Below are 17,643 nucleotides of genomic sequence, written 5' to 3' on the forward strand. Positions count from 1 at the left end.
CGCCTGGAGGAACATATGGGCGCATCGAAAAAGCCTGCAATCACTGGCCGCAAAGGCGGTGAAAAGAAACCCAAGACGCCTGTGGAGGCGCCAGATAGCCTGCGCTCTGTTGCGATGGCAAAAATGCTTGTCGCGGTGGGCGAAGGTGAGTTTGCCCAAGCGCCGTCCGCAGAGGACATCTACCTGGACGGTACGCCGCTGGTCGATGCCCGAGGGAACTATAATTTCCCCGGGGTTCGTTGGGAGTGGCGCAGTGGCTCGGTTGAACAGGAACACATTCCCGGTATTCCTTCGGTGGACGCGGAGTTCACTGAAGGGGTGGAGTTGCGCAGCGACAAGCCCTGGGTAAAGACCCTGAAAAAGCCGCACCTGTCCGCGATACGGCTGCGCTTTGCCTGGCCTATGCTGCAGGCAGTAGACAGCGCTGGCAATATCAATGGCCATCGTATCGACTACTTGGTCGAGGTAGCGACTGATGGCGGGGCCTTTCATGAGGTACTGCGCGATGCCGTGGACGGCAAGACCACCAGTACCTATGAGCGTACCCGTCGCATTGACTTACCCAAGGCTGAGGGCGAGTGGACTATCAAGGTCACTCGCCTGACTCCCAACCAGAACAACAACAAAGTTGCCGATACCATGCAGATCGCCGGCTACACGGAAGTGGTCGATGCCAAGCTGCGCTATCCGAACACGGCATTGTTGTACATCGAGTTTTCAGCAGAGCAGTTTCGTAACATTCCGGCAGTCACGGTCGAATGTCGCGGACGCAAATGGCAGGTACCTAGTAACTATGAGCCGCAGACCCGAACCTATTCGGGGATCTGGGACGGTACATTCAAGGAAGCGTGGACCGACAACCCTGCCTGGGTGACGTATGGCATCACTACCAATGACCGTTTCGGTCTTGGTCGTCGGATCAAACCCTGGATGGTCGACAAGTGGGAGCTGTATCGCATCGCGCAGTACTGTGACATGAACGTGCCTGACGGCAAGGGAGGTGAGGAGGCGCGATTCACTTGTAACCTTAACCTGCAAAGCAAGGCTGACGCTTGGTCACTGCTGCGCGATATTGCGGCAATCTATCGAGGCATGACCTACTGGGCACAGGGTCAGCTGTTTAGTCTTGCCGACATGCAGCGCGATACCGACTTCGATTTTGCCTATACCCGGGCCAATGTAATCGATGGCAAATTCAGTTACTCCAGTAGCTCTGAACGGGCACGATTCAGTCGAGCGCTGGTTAGCTACGATAATCCGCTCAACAACTACGACACCGATGTCACGGTCGTTACCGATCAGAAGTTGCAACGTCGCTATGGCGACAATCCGCTGGAAATCAGCGCCATAGGCTGCACGCGTGAGTCCGAGGCGCAGAGGCGTGGCAAATGGGCATTGCTGACCAATTCCCGAGATCGCAGCATCAGCTTCCGGGTAGGGCTGGACGGTCGGATTCCGCTGCCTGGTTATGTCGTCCCGGTAGCGGATGAGTTACTGGCCGGTCGGGCCATTGGTGGCCGTATCGCGGAGGCTCAGGGGCGGCAAATTACTCTGGATCGCGATACCCAGGCCAAGCCGGGGGATCGGCTCATACTCAATCTACCCAACGGTACCTGCCAGGCTCGTACAGTCGCTTCGGTGGCAGATCGGGTGCTGATCGTGCAGACCGCTTACTCGGTCGAGCCTGAAGCCGAACTGGTTTGGGCTCTGGATGCCGAGGAGTTGAGTGTGCCGCTGTACCGGGTCACCGGTGTGACCCGACCAGAGCCGGGCGTCTACGAGATCAATGCCGTCCAGTATGACCCGGATAAGTTCGCTCACATCGATACCGGTGCGAGGTTGGCCGAGCGGCCGATCAGCGTGCGCCCCATTACCCTGGTACCGGCGCCGGAAAACGTGATGCTTAGCGCCACGCATTCGGTCAGTCAAGGCATTGCCGTCAGCACTCTGAACATTGCCTGGCCTGCGGTCGCCGGGGCGCAAGCCTATGAGGTTGAATGGCGTAAGGACAATGGCAACTGGATCAGGTTGCCACGCACGGGCGCCTGTAATATCGAGGTCAGCGGGATATACGCTGGCGCTTATTTGGCACGGGTTCGTGCAATCAGCACGTTCGAGATCACCTCGATCTGGAAGACATCGATGCTTACCCCATTGAAGGGCAAGCAAGGTGTACCGCCAGCGGTCACCCATCTGACTGGTAAAAGTCTTGTCTACGGCATCGGTCTGAGTTGGGGGTTTCCTCAGGACTCTGCAGATACCCAACGCACCGAAATCTGGTTCAGCACCAATGCGTCCAGGGCTAATGCCAAAAAGCTGGGTGATTTTGCCTATCCACAAGCCAGTCATGAAATTCAGGGGCTAGCCGCTGGTGTCAGCTTCTTCTATTGGGCTCGATTGGTTGATCGTAGCGGTAACGAAGGTGCCTGGTTCCCCGAGGGCAATGGCATCAACGTCCAGTCCAGTTCCAATCAGAGTGAGTATGAGGCTTACTTCTCCGGCAAAATCGGGGAATCGGCATTGGGTAAGCATCTGTTTGATCGGATCAAACTCATCGATGGTGCCGGCCCAGGCTCGGTCAACCAGCGGCTCGAGTCTCTGGACAAAGACGTGCAGCAGCGTATCGAGGCGTTGGGTGAATTAGTCGATGCTCTGGAGTATGGGCCGAGCAAAACCTATGCTCTGGGTGATACGGTTCGCCTGCAGCAGCGCCTGTACCAGGCGCTCAAGGCTGTGCCGGTCAATACACCGCCGCCGGCAAGCGGTTTTTGGCTGGATATTGGCCAGGTAGTACGTGATTCCAATGGTCTGGCAGCGCGGGTCAGCTCTAGCGAAGCGCGTCTGACTGCTGCCGAAGGTGTAAACACATCCCAGGCTTCGCAGCTCACCGGGTTGCAGGCTGCGCTGAGTAACAAGGCCGACTCATCGGCACTCAACAACCTGTCGAGTAAAGTGACCGAAGCCCAAGGCAAGATCGATAGCCAGAGTTCTGCCCTGACGGCGCTAGCCAATAGAGTTACTGGCACCGAGAGTGTCAATGCTGCCCAGGCCACCGCACTTTCTGGGCTCGACAGCAAAGTTACGCAGCAAGGCAGTTCGATCACCGCCCAGGGCAGTGCCCTGACCAGCCTTACCAACCGTATTACATCGGCTGAAGGTGTCAACAGTGCCCAGGCTTCGGCAATCACATCACTGGATACCAAGGTCCAGCAGGTAGATGGCAAGCTCACCAGTCAAGCGAACCGGGTCGATGGCATCTACGCTCAGGTCAACCCGCCAATGGCCGGCAGCGCTGGTGATCTGGCAGGCTCGAGTCAAAGCTATGTTGGCGTCTGGTCCGAACAATCAGCTCGGATCGAGGACGGTCTGGCACTGGGCCGACGTATCGACACGGTTCAGGTGCTACAAGCCAATACCAGCGCATCGGTGCAGCAGATCAGCGAAGCGCAGGCGGGCACTGATAACCGGCTCAGGACAATGTGGTCGGTAAAAATGCAGGTGACCAGCGACAACAAACAGGTGGTCGCAGGGATAGGCCTGGGCATCGAAACAGATCCGGCAGGTGCAACCCAGAGCCAGTTCCTGGTGAGCGCTGATCGATTTGCGGTTGTCGGGACCCAGGCAGGTGGAGCGTTGTTTACGCCCTTTGCCGTACAGAATGGACAAGTGTTCATGAACTCGGCTTTTATCAAAGATGGCACCATCACCAGTGCCAAAATTGGGGACTCCATCCAGTCCACCCTTCTGGGCAACGGCGGGCAGCCAATCTGGAAGCTCGATAAGGCGGGATCCTTCACGGTGCGTGATAGCAGTGGCGTCGTGCGTGTGCAGATGGGGTTGCTGACATGAGCACGCTATATGGGTTGAGGACCTACAAGGAGGATGGAACCCTGGCGGTGGAGGTAACCGACAAAATGCTCAGGGTCATTCATTCGCAAGCCTTGGCGGCAGGTTCCAGTGGTTCGCTGGCATTGCCAGGTTTCAATGAAAGCAATGCCTCGGCCTATGTCATGACGCATCAATCCGATCGACGTCCTCCTTGGGCGGTGATGGGAAACGGTGCGGTGACATGGGGCGTTGAAAGCTGGTGGCCGGTGGCAGATCGGGCTTCAGGGACACTGTTTGTGGTGGCTAAACGATGAGTACTTATGGATTGCTGGTTCGCAATGCCGGTGGGGACGTCATCATCGACTCGACCTATCGCAACATGGCGCTGCTTCTGGAGCAGCAGATCAGTGTTACAACCACCGCTTACTACACGCTCAACTTCCCCACTGTCACCTCCGATGCTCCGCCTGTGCTAGCTGTTCGACGCTGGGAAAATCCGGGGTTGTTTTTCAACAGCGTTCAATTTCAAGGTCAGCCAGGCAACTGGACCGGGGCGATTCTGGGGTTTTCCGGATTGGATGCGCACACCTCCGGTACTGTCTGGATCAGACTTTACGCCTATGACCTGCCGGCGCTTACTGGCTATGGAATGAGAATTCGCAACAGCCAGCAGGAACTCGTTTTCGATTCGACACGGTTGCCCTTGACCTTCATGGGTGAACTCGAAGGCAAGCCCGAAAACTGGGTGCGTATTCGCGGTCAGCCGTTCGCCGGGGCAGGCCGGATAGATGTCTATCGCCCGGCTGTCTGGAACTGGCCAGCCGATGTTTACCTCGCAGTCGGGTTAGCGTTGGACCTCGAACTGGGCATGGTACGCGTGAATGGCAATCCATATCGAGCCTTGGTCTACATATGCTGGGGGTTCGCCACTGAAGGCTGGCCTCTCTTGATGCAAAGAGCGTACGCAGGCGTAAGTAACGCACCGGGTATCCCTGACGCTGTGTACTACAGCATGCCTGCTATACCGGTCATTCGAGTTTGAGAACCGGTACTTAAACGACACTTCAATCACCTTCTCGCTGATCGCGTTTATCGCGCTTCGGTCGTATTGTCGCGCACGGCGAGAAGGCCATCACATAGGATGAGTCTTAGCAATGACAATGCAAACAATCAACCTGGGCGCAGCACCCAGTGGTGAGGGTGGCGATACTGCACGCAGTGCCTGGGTGAAAACCCAGGCCAATTTCAATGAGGTTTACGAGCAGCTTGGCAGGTTGGGTAATGCCGCCAGCGCCAACATCGGTACTGAAGCCGGTCAGGTCATGGCCGTTGGAGCCGGTGGCTGGCTTGGTGCATCGATCAGTGACCAAGGTGACCTTCTAACCCGCCGCAAGACAGGAATCTATGGCTCCTACTACGGCGCCAATGCACCTCATCCTTCAATCCAGACCTTGTCGACACAATGGGGGCCAGACATGCGCTGGCAATCGCAGCTGGCGCTTGGTATTTCGGAAAACCGAGCGTTCTTTCGCTCGGTCATGCCCGAAGCGGGCGGTGGGACGGCATGGGCTGAGTTCTATCACACCGGCAACGTAACGCGTAGTTCTAGTGGCGCTTTGTCGGCCGCGTCGCCGATTGTTCGTATTGCCGACAATCACAATAGCCAGCGCGCGGACCTGTTGGAGCAATCCTTTGCGCCGGCGGGCCCATGGGGGGCTGTCAATGACGAAGCACGTGGGGTCACGGTGCAACGGCTGGACGTCGGCGTCTATAGCATCAGTGGCTGTCTGGGCCTGGCTCGGGAAGGCTGGCGGGTACAGGACCCTTGTTCGCCGGATGGCGGGCGCATGCTGGGTATAACTGAAAGCGAGCAACGTGAGGACGGTACGATAATTCTGCGATTGTTCAAACAACGCTGGGTGCTTGATGACCACGGTGATATGCAACTGGTCAAGGGGCAGGCATTGGACGTGCCTTTGCTTAGCTGGATCGATGTCCGGGTGCAAATGCCGGCAAGAGAGTCAATGGCGCTTCCACAGTCTCCCTTGACCTGACAGGAGAGAACGCCGCCTCAGTCAATACCTACGAAGGCAGCTTCAAGTTGCTGGCACCAGGGGGGCAGTATCTGGAAGCTACCGGCATGTCGTATGGAACGATGCTGACTGTTCCATACAGCCAGGGAGAGAAACGTGGTGGGCAACTGTTCTTCGGCCAGGTACCGGAAAGCCGGTTGGTGATTCGATCCGGCAGCTACGTCAGCGCTGGCTTCCATGTGATTTACCACACTGGGAATACCACCCGTGCCGCAGACGGCACCTTGAAGGCGATCTGAGTCATGACGCGAGCAGCAGTTAACATCCAGGGCAGTACCGGTGAGGTCATCAATGTGACTTCGCTGGGGAAGGCGGATATCTCCTGCCAACGTGTTGGCCCAGGCGAATATCAGGTGCTTGGCACGCTAGGTATGGTGCCTGCCCCTGAAGGCTGGGGGTACGTGCTCAACCCGGTAGACGCCGGCGTTGAAGTGGTTATTCGTCATGTCGCCCCCTTGTTGATAGTCCAGGTCAGCCGTGCAGACAAAGCGGTGGACCTTCAGCACCGTATTGACCTCCACGTGGCTGTAGAGCCGCTGCCGGCTGAGGTGCTCAAGGCACCGGAGCCTACCGCGCTAGAGAAGGTGCAAGGTGAAATGCTCAGGTTGCGTGATGGGGCAGACAAAGCGATTGCGCCATTGCAGGATGCCGTCGACATCGACGAGGCGAGCACGGTTGAGGTGGAGCAGCTCAAAGCCTGGAAGAGATACCGTGTCGCGTTGAATCGGATGCCGGATCAGGACGGTTTTCCCGAACAGCCAGACTGGCCAACAGCGCCTTCATGAACCGCCCCCTGGCGGCTATTTTTACTGATTTTTTGCGGATTTCATCTGGCCAGACCAACAAGGAGGTCGCGTTAATGCTGATCGATGAACTGCAACTACTGCAGATATTTCCCAACGCCCGCCTCAATGCGGGCGTTTTTCTACCTGCCTTGAACCTCGCCATGGCCCGTTGGGAAATCGATACCCCGCGGCGTCAAGCGGCCTTCCTCGCCCAGGTCGGCCATGAGTCCGGCCAGTTACGCTACGTCAAGGAGCTGGGCAATGACCGCTACCTGGCGCGCTACGACACTGGCACCCTGGCCCTGCGCCTGGGCAATACCGCCGAGGCGGATGGCGACGGTCAACTGTACTGCGGCCGGGGCCTGATCCAGGTCACCGGGCGCAACAACTACCGGGCCTGCAGCATGGCCCTGTTTGGCGACGAGCGCTTGCTCAAGCAGCCGCAATTGCTGGAGCAACCGCAATGGGCAGCCGAGTCTGCTGCCTGGTTCTGGCACTCGCGCGGCCTCAATCAACTGGCTGACCGCAGCGAGTTCAACCGCATCACCCGGCATATCAACGGCGGGCTCAATGGCCTGGAGGATCGCCTGAAACTCTGGGCGAGGGCCCGTGAGGTGCTGTGTTGAGCCGCTGGCAGTCGGGGGCATGCCTGCTGTTGACACTGCTGGCCTGTGCGCTGACCTGGCAGGTCCAGGGCTGGCGCATGGGCCGGCAACTGGCGGAGCAAGCCGAACAGCATGGTCGGGAGTGGCAAGCCCAGGCCGAGTCCGCTGCCGCGCAACTGGTCGCCGAACGCCTGCAACGCCAGGGGCTGGCGCAACGGCTGGAGCTCAGTGAGCAACAACATTATCAGGAGCTACTCGATGGCCAACAGACTCAGGCACGCCTGCGTGATCGCCTGGCTACTGCTGACTTGCGGCTGTCGGTCCTGGTCGAGCGCGACGCCGCCGGTTGCGCCGGCGTGCCTGCCGCCGCCGGCACCGGCAGCCTGGATCATGACCCCGTACGCGCCCGACTTGACCCGGCGCATGCTCGACGAATTGTCGCCATCACCGACGACGGTGACCGCGGACTGATCGCCTTGCGCGCTTGCCAGGCCTATGTGCGGGCGCTGGCGCAATGAGGCTGTGTAGCTGATCGCGGCTGGTGTAGGGTAGGCGGCAGACTTTCAAGGAGCCTGCCATGGACCCGATCACTGCGCTTTCCGCCCGCCTGGGGGAACATTTGCGCCGCTTCAATGCCCAAGTGAGCACTGCCGAATCCTGCACCGGGGGCGGCATCGCCGAGGCCATCACCCGCACTTCGGGCAGTTCGGCGTGGTTCGAAGCCGGTTACGTGACCTACTCCAACAGCCAGAAGACTCGCCAACTGGCGGTGCCCGAGGCGTTGTTCGGCCAGGTCGGGGCGGTCAGCCAGGAAGTGGTCGAGGCCATGGTCCGCGGCGCCCAAGCGGCCAGCGGCGCGCGCTTTGCCGTGGCGGTCAGCGGCGTGGCCGGGCCCGATGGCGGCTCGCCGGCAAAACCGGTGGGTACCGTATGGCTGGCCTGGGCCGACGGCAGCCATGTCAGCAGCGAGCGCCGGCACTTCGACGGCGACCGTGATGCGGTACGCCGACAAACGGTAATCGCCGCGCTAGAGGGCTTGTTACAGCTTGGTGCAGAGTAAATGCACATCGGGGGTAGGCGGGAAGAAAACCCTGTGGAATAATACTGGCTACTTATACAGGTGTTCTGGCCGTCAGGCCCTATCGATTACGTGAGGACTTCAATGGACGACAACAAGAAGCGCGCCTTGGCTGCGGCCCTGGGGCAAATCGAGCGTCAATTCGGTAAAGGCGCGGTCATGCGCATGGGCGACCACGAGCGCCAGGCGATTCCGGCCATTTCCACCGGCTCCCTGGGCCTGGACATTGCCCTGGGCATTGGCGGTCTGCCTAAAGGCCGTATCGTCGAAATCTACGGCCCTGAGTCGTCCGGTAAAACCACCCTGACCCTGTCGGTGATCGCCCAGGCGCAGAAGATGGGCGCTACCTGTGCCTTCGTTGACGCCGAGCACGCCCTGGACCCGGAATACGCCGGCAAGCTGGGCGTCAACGTCGACGACCTGCTGGTCTCGCAGCCGGATACCGGCGAACAGGCTCTGGAAATCACCGACATGCTGGTGCGTTCCAACGCCGTTGACGTGATCATCGTCGACTCCGTGGCGGCCCTGGTACCCAAGGCCGAAATCGAAGGCGAAATGGGCGACATGCACGTGGGCCTGCAGGCGCGTCTGATGTCCCAGGCGCTGCGTAAAATCACCGGTAACATCAAGAACGCCAACTGCCTGGTAATCTTCATCAACCAGATCCGCATGAAGATCGGCGTGATGTTCGGCAGCCCGGAAACCACCACCGGTGGTAACGCACTGAAGTTCTATGCTTCGGTCCGTCTCGACATCCGCCGTACCGGCGCGGTGAAGGAAGGCGACGAAGTGGTCGGCAGCGAAACCCGGGTCAAGATCGTCAAGAACAAGGTTGCGCCACCATTCCGTCAGGCTGAATTCCAGATCCTTTACGGCAAGGGCATCTACCTCAACGGCGAGATCATCGACCTCGGCGTGCTGCACGGCTTCCTGGAAAAATCCGGTGCCTGGTACAGCTACCAGGGCAGCAAGATCGGTCAGGGCAAGGCCAACTCGGCCAAGTTCCTCCAGGAGAACCCGGAGATCGCTGCCACCCTTGAGAAGCAGATCCGCGACAAGCTGCTCAACGCCGGTGCTGTCGAAGCCGCCGGTAAAGCGGCAGTAGCCGAGGCTGAGCCGGAAGACCTGGCTGACGCTAACGCTGATTATTGATCGCACCCATGTCCGCCGTACTCGATACTCCCGTCGCCGTAAGGCGGACAGCCATGGACCTGCTCGCACGTCGCGAGCACGGTCGAGTCGAGCTGACGCGCAAGTTGCGTCAGCGCGGTGCTCCCCCCGAACTGATTGACCAGGAGCTCGACCGTCTGACGGAAGAGGGCCTGCTCAGCGAAGCCCGTTATCTGGAAAGCTTCATCAGCTACCGTTCACGTTCGGGCTATGGTCCGGCGCGTATTCGTGAAGAGCTGGGCCAGCGCGGGCTGCACCGTGGCGATATCGATCAGGCCCTGCGTGAATGTGGTGTGGACTGGTCGGCGCGGTTGCTGGACGTCTGGCAACGCAAGTTCGCTGGCCAGTTGCCGACCGATCCGCGCAGCCGCGCACAGCAAACCCGTTTTCTGGTTTACCGTGGTTTTTCCATGGAAGCTGTCGGCCGCTTGTTAAGCGGCCGAGGGCTGGATGACTGACCCTAGGTAACTTTCAGCGCTTCACGTGCGCGCTGGGTGGTGTGCATGGGTTCAGGCTTGGCCCAGTTTTCCGACAGGTTGATGTAATCCACCAATTCACGCAGGCGGCCCTGGTCGCGACCGTTGAAGGCAAACGCCAGACGCGTCAGGTGGCTGAAGCGCGCTTCGTCATGGTGTTCGCCGCCATAAGCGTGCTGATGGAAGTGGCCACTCAGGCGCAAGTCCGCAAAACCTTCCTGCAAATCAAACAGCGCTGCTTCGCTGAGCGGATGCTGCATGCGGATCACGAACTGGTTCTTCAGCCAACGGCTGGAGTGATAGTTGCTGTAGAACTGGTTGATTTCCTCCACGGCCTCGTCGGCGCTGTACACCAGGCGTAGCAGCTTCATGTCGCTGGGCAGGATGTAGCGATTCTCTTCCAACTGGCGGGTGATGAAATTCAAGGCATCCTGCCAGAAGGTGCCGCCTGGTGAGTCCAGCAGCACCACTGGCACCAGCGGACTTTTGCCGGTCTGGATCAGGGTGAGTACTTCCAGCGCTTCATCCAGCGTGCCGAACCCACCCGGGCACAGCACCAGGGCATCGGCTTCCTTGACGAAGAACAGCTTGCGAATGAAGAAAAAGTGGAACGGCAGCAACTTGTCGGTGCCATCCACGGTGGGATTGGCATGTTGCTCGAACGGCAGGGTGATATTGAAGCCCAGGCTGTGCTCCACGCCTGCGCCTTCATGGGCGGCGGCCATGATGCCGCCACCGGCGCCGGTGATAACCATCAGGTCGGAGCGCGCCAGGGTTGCGCCCAGTTCGCGGGCCAGGGCATACATCGGGTGTTCGATTGGGGTGCGGGCCGAGCCAAACACCGTGACCTTGCGTCGACCCTTGTACTGTTCCAGGGTGCGAAAGGCGTGATCAAGCTCGCGCAGGGCCTGCAGGGTAATCTTGGCGTTCCAGCGGTTGCGGTCGTCGTGGGCCATGCGCAGGACCGTCAGCATCATATCGCGGTACAGCGGCAGGTTAGGGCTGTTGGGCGCAACCAGGTCCAGTTGTTCTTCAATCTTGCTCAGGTCGATTCCGTTGTCCTTGAAGTGGTTCGAAAGCAGTTCGTTCGGTTGGTAAGGCATTCAAGCGTCTCCTTCTGCAGCAAAACCTCTGACCGGGCTTCAATGGGCTGCCCGGCCGCGACACTGCATGTGTCGCTGGCTGCCGTGGCTCGAGTGTGACCCCCGAGCAGTGCAGTAGACCTGCAAGGTCTCAGTGCAGTGGTAATGGGTCCATACAACTTATTGTTCTTCATGTGCGCAAAGCGTCGCTGGGCAACCCCCTTTGCTTGCCCGAAAAATGAAGGGTGGTTGCTATCAATCTAGACCCTGGCACGCGTTTATGCCGAATGATACGAGCGAGACACGCCGTCAGGCCGCGCTTAAGCACAGACCGCTCGTCAGCTGGGATCCAATCATTGCGCGAGGGTGGTTAACTGAAGTTCAGAGCGACAGTCGCGGTGCAGGGAGGCTGCAATATGCAACGGCTTGATCTAGAGCTCGACGAGCAGCTATACCAGTTGCTGGAGCGTGCAGCCCAGGCCAATAACCTGAGCCTTGAACAGGAGTGCCTGCGGCGGTTGGGGGGAGGGGAGCGGCACTCGCGGTACATCCAGGCCCTGGTGGCCGAACTGCGCGCCGATGAAAAACAACGGCGCGACAGGGAGCGGGTTGCCTAAGGCGGTTACTTCTTGACGGTCAGGCCACAACTGGCGGCATTGAACGCTTGTTCACCCACCATGCGGTTGCTCTTGTACTCGGTGAAGCGATAGGTCAACACCGCGCCTTTGGCCAGCAACTGGCGAAAACCGCTGTTCTTGCACACGCTGGCGCCCAACTGGTCGCGAACCTTGTCCGGGTTGGCCTGCATTTGCTGGGCGTGGCTGGCGCGTACGCTGAGGTGGTTGATCAGTTGTTTGCCTTCAACGGTGTAGCCTTGGTCGAGGATGTCTTCGTTGATCGCCCGCGGCGTGCCCACGCTGCTCTGCGTGGCAACTTTTTGCAGCATCTGGCTCAGCTCGTATTCCTGCTTGGACGCGGCATTGGCCGCCAGGGGCAGGGCGAGCAACAGGCTCAGGGACGGGACGATGAAACGCAGCATGTATCTCTCCTGGTTCGGTAACTGGCAATTGGACCAACAACGGCGCACGGTGTTCCGTCACGGCGCAACGGCAATGCCAGCGGGTAGCGACAGGTTGAAGATTATAGGGAGTCGCCGCTATAGCTGCACGGCAATTCCCCTCAACCCGTAAGCAGGCTCTGATAAACTGCGTGGGTTTCCCGTCTTGCCGAGTCCGTGCAGTGCCATCCCTTTCTTGCTTACGTTGCGCCCAGTCATGAGCCATGCCGTATCGCGCCTGCGCGCCGAACGCTTGGCACGCAGTGTCAAACCCTTCGTTGCCCGCGGTTCTCGGGCGCCACGCTGCCCGCAGTGCCGGGTCATTTTCAGCTATTGCCTGTGCGCCTGGCGCCCGCAAGTGCCGGCCGACTCGGGCATTTGCCTGTTGATGCATGACACCGAGCCACTCAAGCCGACCAATACCGGTTGGCTGATCGCCGACCTGATTGCCGACACCTCGGCATTCGGCTGGCAGCGAACGGCCGTCGACGAGTCACTGCTGGCCTTGCTCGATCAGCCGTACTGGCAGCCTTACATCGTCTTCCCCGGCGAGTTCGTCGAGCCTGGGCGGGTGGTCAACGAGGTGGTACGTACGCCGGGCAAGCGTCCGCTGTTCATTCTGCTGGATGCCACCTGGACCGAAGCACGCAAGATGTTTCGCAAGAGCCCGTACCTCAACCGCTTCCCGGTGCTGAGCCTGCAACCTGAGCAGATATCGCGCTATCGCCTGCGCCGCTCCAAGCGTGACGATCACTTCTGCACCGCCGAAGTGGCGGCCATGTGCCTGGAACTGGCTGGCGATCAGCGCGCAGCGCAAGCGCTGGACGCCTACCTGGATGTGTTTACCACCCATTACCTGAGTGCCAAGCATCAATTGCCGCTGGATGAGCAGGATACCGTGCACCAGCGTTTGCATACCTTCCTATAGTACAAGGGGCAGGCGCGGGACTTTGTTGCATAATGGGCAGATTGGTGGCCAGGGTCGGCGAGCGCGGCGGGTATTGAACTTGACCACCCGGTCCGGGCTCGGCATCCTTGGCGCCGATTCGGGCACGACGAAGGCTTGAAACGCTGTTTTTCCTGGCCTCGATGTGCCTGTTGGGCATACGGCGTCGCCGTAGCCCCGAGTTGCCCGCCAGGCGCCTATTCTTCCTTCCTGCGCCTGCACAGAACAGGATCATTAGATCGATGGCCACATACGAAATCCTGATTGCCGATGACCACCCGCTGTTTCGCAGCGCGCTGCGCCAGGCCGTTACCCTGGGCCTGGGCCCGGATGTACGTCTGGTTGAAGTGGCAAGCATCGCCGAACTGGAAACCCGCCTGACTGAAAAGGCCGACTGGGACCTGGTGCTGCTGGATCTGAACATGCCTGGAGCCTACGGGTTCTCCGGACTGGTCCTGCTGCGCGGTCAGTATCCGCAGATTCCGGTGGTGATGGTTTCGGCTCAGGAAGAAGCCGCGGTCGTGGTGAAGTCCCGTGAATTCGGCGCCAGTGGCTTCATTCCCAAGTCCAGCCCCCTGGAAGTGATTCAGGACGCAGTGCAGAAGGTCCTCGACGGTGAAGTCTGGTGGCCGCCGCAGGCTTTCGAGAAAGTCGATGTGTCTGCTGAGGCCAAGGCCGCCAGTGAAGGCCTTGCGAGCCTGACGCCGCAACAGTTCCGGGTGCTGACCATGGTCTGTGAAGGTTTGTTGAACAAGCAGATTGCCTACGAGCTGAGCGTCTCGGAAGCCACCATCAAGGCCCACGTCACGGCGATCTTCCGTAAGCTCGGCGTACGTACCCGGACCCAGGCCGCCTTGCTGCTGCAACAACTGGAATCGGTTTCAGCCGGTTAAGGCCTTTGGCCTTCACGCTTTTTTAACCCCGCCTACACTAGGCTGCAGCGTTTTCAGTGGATGAAGTGACCTTCTATGTCGTCGCCTTTCAAGGGCCAGACCGGCCTTAAACGTATTTTCAATGCCGCCGGCTATTCGTTCGATGGCCTGCGCGCCGCGTTCACCGGCGAGGCAGCGTTCCGCCAGCTGGTGCTGCTCAACGTCTTGTTGATCCCGATGGCGTTCTGGCTGGATGTCAGCCGCGCCGAGCGGGCGATCCTGATCGCCGTATGCTTGCTGGGGCTGATTGTCGAATTGCTCAATTCAGCGGTAGAGGCAGCGATCGACCGTATTTCCCTCGATCGCCACCCCTTGTCGAAGAACGCCAAGGACATGGGCAGTGCCGCCCAGCTCGTCGCCCTGAGCATGGTCGGCCTGGTCTGGGCGGTGATCCTGCTTTAAGCGATGGTCGGCAGCACGATCTCGTCGCTGCGGCTGACACCGGCAGTAAAGCTTCTGCACAGTTCGAGAAACTCGCGCATGGCGGAGGTCTGGTACTTCTGCTTGTGCCAAATGAAGAAGAACTGTCGGGCCAGGTCCAGTTCCGGGGTTTCCACCGGCACCAGGCTGCCGCGACGAAAGGCATCGCGCAGGGCCAGGCGCGAGATGCAGCCGATGCCCAGGCCCGACTCGACCGCGCGCTTGATCGCCTCGGTGTGCTCCAGTTCCAGGCGAATGTTGAGGTTGGAGCGGTGGTGACGCATGGCCTGGTCAAAGGTCAGGCGGGTGCCCGAGCCCTGTTCACGCAGGATCCAGGCCTCGTGGGTGAGCTCCTCCATGCTCGCCTGGCCGCGTTTGGCCAAGGGGTGCTGAGGCGCGCAGAACACCACCAGCTCATCTTCGACCCAGGGCTGGACCTCCAGGTCGGGGTGGTTGCAGTCGCCTTCGATTAGACCCAGATCAATTTCGTAGTGAGCAACCTGTTGCACGATATGCGCAGTGTTCTGTACATGCAGCTTGACCTGGCTTTCCGGGTGGATCTGCATGAAGCTGCCGATCAACAGGGTGGCCAGGTAATTGCCGATAGTGAGCGTTGCACCCACTGCCAGCGAGCCGAAACCGGACTTGCCATTGAGCAGGTCCTCGATTTCCTTGGCCTGGTCGAGCAGGGCTACCGCTTGGGGCAGCAGTTGATGCCCCAGGGCGTTGAGGCTCAGGCGTTTGCCGGCGCGGTCGAACAGCTGGCAGCTGGACTGGCGCTCAAGTTCAGTGATCGATGTACTGGCGGCCGATTGCGATAACGCCAGTATCCCGGCGGCCCGCGAGACGCTTTGGTACTGGGCCACGGCAACGAACACCTGGAGCTGACGAAGGGTAAATCGCATATCTATATAACCGATAAGACATATCTTGATAATTCATTTAACAGATATTGTCGCTGGCACTAAACTATTGCGCAATCGCGCTCTCGCTTAGCGCCGCGTTTTTCTTCAGGAGCCCGTACATGAGCAACATGAACCACGAACGTGTCCTCAGTGTTCACCACTGGAACGACACCCTGTTCAGCTTCAAGTGCACCCGTGATCCGGGCCTGCGCTTCGAGAACGGTCAGTTCGTGATGATCGGCCTGCAACAGCCAAACGGCCGCCCGCTCATGCGCGCCTACTCGATCGCCAGCCCTAACTGGGAAGAGCATCTGGAGTTCTTCAGCATCAAGGTGCCGGATGGCCCGCTGACCTCCCAGCTGCAGCACCTGAAGGAAGGCGATGAAATCATCATCAGCAAGAAGCCTACCGGCACCCTGGTGCTCGACGACCTGAACCCGGGCAAGCACCTGTACCTGCTGAGCACCGGCACTGGCCTGGCGCCGTTCATGAGCGTCATCCAGGACCCGGAAACCTACGAGCGCTTCGAAAAAGTCATCCTGGTCCACGGCGTGCGCTACGTCAACGAAGTCGCCTACCGCGAATTCATCACCGAGCACCTGCCGCAGAACGAGTTCTTCGGTGAGGCCCTGCGTGACAAGCTGATCTACTACCCGACCGTGACCCGCGAGCCGTTCGAGAACCAGGGCCGTCTGACCGACCTGATGCGCAGCGGCAAGCTGTTCAGCGACATCGGCCTGCCACCGATCAACCCGCAGGACGACCGCGCGATGATCTGCGGTAGCCCGAGCATGCTCGACGAGACCAGCGAAGTGCTCGATAGCTTCGGCCTGAAGATTTCGGCACGTATGCGCGAGCCAGGCGATTACCTGATCGAGCGTGCATTCGTCGAGAAGTAAGCGGCGCTGAAAACAAAAAAGCAGGCTTCGGCCTGCTTTTTTTGTGCCTGAAGTAGCGGGTCTGCATGCCGCGGACTTGTGGGCGCGGGCCTTGCCCCGCAATCCAGGCGATACCTGATGTGCTGGCTGTACTGGCCTCATCGCGGGTCAAGCCCGCTCCCACTGGCTCGCCAGCCCGGCCCAATGAAGCGCAGGACGCTACCTACAGGTCCATCACCACTTCCAGCACCCGGATCTGATCCGGCTGCGGGTAGTGCCAACGCACCTGCACATCCCAGAACTTCACCCCGTACACGCGCTCGGGCGGTGGTACCTGGTAGGCGGGGCGCGGGTCCTGGGCCAGGCACTGCTCGATCAGCTCCACCAGCGGCTCGGCAAGGCGCAAGGCGTGCTCGCGGGCCTGGGGCAGGGCAGCATCACTCCAGTGTACCGCTATCGCCTCAGGCGGCGCGTCGGCCATCTGGTTGACTGCCCCGGCCACGGCGTCGGCGTAGGGGACATAGGGCTTGATGTCGAGCACCGGCGTGCCATCGAGCAAGTCGATGCCAGACAGCCAAAGGCGCCCTGCCTCGACTTTCTCCAGCCTTACCACGGACTGGCCTATGCCATTGGGCCTATGCGTCGCACGGGTAGCGAACACGCCCATGGACTTGTTGCCGCCCAGCCGTGGCGGGCGCACCTTCAGCCGTGGCTTGTCTTCCAGGGCCTGGTGGAACAGGAACAGCAGCCAGACATGGCTGACCTGCTCCAGGCCGGCCACCGCCTCGCCGTTGTCGTAGGGTGGCAGCAGCTCCAGCACCCCGCGGGCAGCCGGCGCCAGCTGTGGCTGGCGCGGAATGGCGAATTTTTCCTTGAAGCAGGAGCGGACGTAGCCGATCGGTGCGACGCTGTAGTTCATCGCCGCTTCAGCCACGAACCCGCAGGGTCAAGCCCTTGAGGAAGTTGCGCAGCAGCTGGTCGCCGCAAGGGCGGTAATTGTTGTGCCCGACCTTGCGGAACAGCGCGCTGAGTTCCGGCTTGGACACCGGGAAGTCGGCGGCCTTGAGAATAGCGTGCAGGTCGTCTTCCTTGAGCTCGAAGGCCACGCGCAGCTTCTTCATGACGATGTTGTTGGTCACCGGCAGTTCGATCGGCAGCGGCGGGCGGCTGTCGTCCTTGCCACGCTTGAAAATCACCAGGCCGTCGAGGAAATAGGCGATGACCTCGTCCGGGCAGCGCACGAAACCTTCTTCGTCTTCCTTCTTGAGGTAGGCGGCGATATCGGCAGTGGACACCTCGAAGCCGGTCAGCTTGATGATATCGGTGAGCTTGGCGTCGTTGACGTCCAGCAGGTAGCGCAGGCTGCGCAGTACATCGTTGTGAATCAT

21 protein-coding genes are annotated in these 17,643 nt (G+C 60.0%); 16 read left to right on the top strand and 5 right to left on the bottom strand.

Going from position 1 to position 17,643, the window contains the following annotated elements; translation table 11 throughout:
* The first annotated feature begins 15 nt into the window (after window positions 1-15).
* The 11 genes from PspR32_RS06070 to recX all read left to right on the top strand — a co-directional run bounded on the left by PspR32_RS06070 (window position 16) and on the right by recX (window position 10,017).
* Window positions 16-3,849, top strand: coding sequence for a phage tail protein (locus PspR32_RS06070; RefSeq protein ID WP_159388211.1), 3,834 nt, complete (start codon window positions 16-18; stop codon window positions 3,847-3,849).
* Complete coding sequence (locus PspR32_RS06075) at window positions 3,846-4,142, top strand: hypothetical protein (RefSeq protein WP_159388212.1); 297 nt, start codon at window positions 3,846-3,848, stop codon at window positions 4,140-4,142. The genes PspR32_RS06070 and PspR32_RS06075 overlap by 4 nt, the downstream gene beginning before the upstream one ends.
* Window positions 4,139-4,870 carry a hypothetical protein gene (locus tag PspR32_RS06080; protein WP_159388213.1) on the top strand — a complete coding sequence of 244 codons (732 nt, stop codon included), beginning with the start codon at window positions 4,139-4,141 and terminating at the stop codon, window positions 4,868-4,870. The genes PspR32_RS06075 and PspR32_RS06080 overlap by 4 nt, the downstream gene beginning before the upstream one ends.
* A 112-nt stretch (window positions 4,871-4,982) precedes the next feature.
* Window positions 4,983-5,882, top strand: a complete 900-nt coding sequence (locus PspR32_RS06085; protein ID WP_232531811.1) for a phage tail fiber protein — start codon at window positions 4,983-4,985, stop codon at window positions 5,880-5,882.
* Window positions 5,883-5,968: 86 nt separating this feature from the next.
* A complete protein-coding gene (locus tag PspR32_RS06090) occupies window positions 5,969-6,160 on the top strand; it encodes a hypothetical protein (RefSeq protein ID WP_159388214.1) in 192 nt (63 codons plus the stop codon).
* Between the two features lie 3 nt (window positions 6,161-6,163).
* Complete coding sequence (locus PspR32_RS06095) at window positions 6,164-6,706, top strand: tail fiber assembly protein (protein WP_159388215.1); 543 nt, start codon at window positions 6,164-6,166, stop codon at window positions 6,704-6,706.
* 74 nt (window positions 6,707-6,780) lie between these two features.
* Window positions 6,781-7,332 carry a glycoside hydrolase family 19 protein gene (locus tag PspR32_RS06100; RefSeq protein WP_159388216.1) on the top strand — a complete coding sequence of 184 codons (552 nt, stop codon included), beginning with the start codon at window positions 6,781-6,783 and terminating at the stop codon, window positions 7,330-7,332.
* Window positions 7,329-7,829, top strand: a complete 501-nt coding sequence (locus PspR32_RS06105) for a lysis system i-spanin subunit Rz (protein ID WP_159388217.1) — start codon at window positions 7,329-7,331, stop codon at window positions 7,827-7,829. Before PspR32_RS06100 ends, PspR32_RS06105 begins: the two co-directional genes overlap by 4 nt.
* Before the next feature lie 59 nt (window positions 7,830-7,888).
* Window positions 7,889-8,371 carry a CinA family protein gene (locus PspR32_RS06110; protein ID WP_010224772.1) on the top strand — a complete coding sequence of 161 codons (483 nt, stop codon included), beginning with the start codon at window positions 7,889-7,891 and terminating at the stop codon, window positions 8,369-8,371.
* A gap of 102 nt (window positions 8,372-8,473) precedes the next feature.
* Entirely contained in the window at window positions 8,474-9,541 is a 1,068-nt protein-coding gene (gene recA / locus PspR32_RS06115; protein WP_010224770.1) for a recombinase RecA, read from the top strand.
* 8 nt (window positions 9,542-9,549) lie between these two features.
* Complete coding sequence (gene recX / locus PspR32_RS06120) at window positions 9,550-10,017, top strand: recombination regulator RecX (protein WP_010224769.1); 468 nt, start codon at window positions 9,550-9,552, stop codon at window positions 10,015-10,017.
* Between the two features lie 2 nt (window positions 10,018-10,019).
* On the opposite strand, the gene PspR32_RS06125 is transcribed toward recX, so the two are convergent.
* Window positions 10,020-11,138 carry an LOG family protein gene (locus PspR32_RS06125; RefSeq protein WP_036994103.1) on the bottom strand — a complete coding sequence of 373 codons (1,119 nt, stop codon included), beginning with the start codon at window positions 11,136-11,138 and terminating at the stop codon, window positions 10,020-10,022.
* Window positions 11,139-11,533: 395 nt separating this feature from the next.
* On the opposite strand from PspR32_RS06125, the gene PspR32_RS06130 reads away from it, so the two are divergent.
* Entirely contained in the window at window positions 11,534-11,734 is a 201-nt protein-coding gene (locus PspR32_RS06130; protein WP_010224767.1) for a hypothetical protein, read from the top strand.
* Between the two features lie 5 nt (window positions 11,735-11,739).
* Here PspR32_RS06130 and PspR32_RS06135 read toward each other — a convergent pair whose 3' ends face one another.
* A complete protein-coding gene (locus PspR32_RS06135; RefSeq protein WP_010224766.1) occupies window positions 11,740-12,156 on the bottom strand; it encodes a quorum-sensing-regulated virulence factor family protein in 417 nt (138 codons plus the stop codon).
* Window positions 12,157-12,391: 235 nt separating this feature from the next.
* On the opposite strand from PspR32_RS06135, the gene PspR32_RS06140 reads away from it, so the two are divergent.
* The 3 genes from PspR32_RS06140 to PspR32_RS06150 all read left to right on the top strand — a co-directional run bounded on the left by PspR32_RS06140 (window position 12,392) and on the right by PspR32_RS06150 (window position 14,454).
* Window positions 12,392-13,102, top strand: coding sequence for a tRNA-uridine aminocarboxypropyltransferase (locus PspR32_RS06140; protein WP_010224765.1), 711 nt, complete (start codon window positions 12,392-12,394; stop codon window positions 13,100-13,102).
* A gap of 260 nt (window positions 13,103-13,362) precedes the next feature.
* A complete protein-coding gene (gene erdR, locus PspR32_RS06145; RefSeq protein WP_010224764.1) occupies window positions 13,363-14,013 on the top strand; it encodes a response regulator transcription factor ErdR in 651 nt (216 codons plus the stop codon).
* 75 nt (window positions 14,014-14,088) lie between these two features.
* Entirely contained in the window at window positions 14,089-14,454 is a 366-nt protein-coding gene (locus PspR32_RS06150) for a diacylglycerol kinase (protein ID WP_010224763.1), read from the top strand.
* On the opposite strand, the gene PspR32_RS06155 is transcribed toward PspR32_RS06150, so the two are convergent.
* Window positions 14,451-15,377, bottom strand: a complete 927-nt coding sequence (locus tag PspR32_RS06155; RefSeq protein ID WP_010224761.1) for a LysR family transcriptional regulator — start codon at window positions 15,375-15,377, stop codon at window positions 14,451-14,453. The two genes, PspR32_RS06150 and PspR32_RS06155, sit on opposite strands and share 4 nt — an antisense overlap.
* A gap of 119 nt (window positions 15,378-15,496) precedes the next feature.
* Between PspR32_RS06155 and fpr the strand changes: the two genes are divergently transcribed.
* Window positions 15,497-16,276 carry a ferredoxin-NADP reductase gene (gene fpr / locus PspR32_RS06160; protein WP_003222277.1) on the top strand — a complete coding sequence of 260 codons (780 nt, stop codon included), beginning with the start codon at window positions 15,497-15,499 and terminating at the stop codon, window positions 16,274-16,276.
* A 202-nt stretch (window positions 16,277-16,478) separates the two neighbouring features.
* On the opposite strand, the gene tsaA is transcribed toward fpr, so the two are convergent.
* Together tsaA and PspR32_RS06170 are read right to left on the bottom strand one after the other, a co-directional pair.
* Window positions 16,479-17,174 carry a tRNA (N6-threonylcarbamoyladenosine(37)-N6)-methyltransferase TrmO gene (gene tsaA / locus PspR32_RS06165; protein WP_010224757.1) on the bottom strand — a complete coding sequence of 232 codons (696 nt, stop codon included), beginning with the start codon at window positions 17,172-17,174 and terminating at the stop codon, window positions 16,479-16,481.
* A 7-nt stretch (window positions 17,175-17,181) separates the two neighbouring features.
* Window positions 17,182-17,643 (bottom strand): DUF1456 family protein, encoded by a 462-nt coding sequence (locus PspR32_RS06170; RefSeq protein ID WP_010224755.1) that lies wholly within the window; start codon window positions 17,641-17,643, stop codon window positions 17,182-17,184.

Origin of the sequence: Pseudomonas sp. R32, assembly GCF_009866705.1 — a bacterium.
In the GTDB taxonomy this organism is placed as follows: Bacteria; Pseudomonadota; Gammaproteobacteria; order Pseudomonadales; family Pseudomonadaceae; genus Aquipseudomonas; species Aquipseudomonas donghuensis.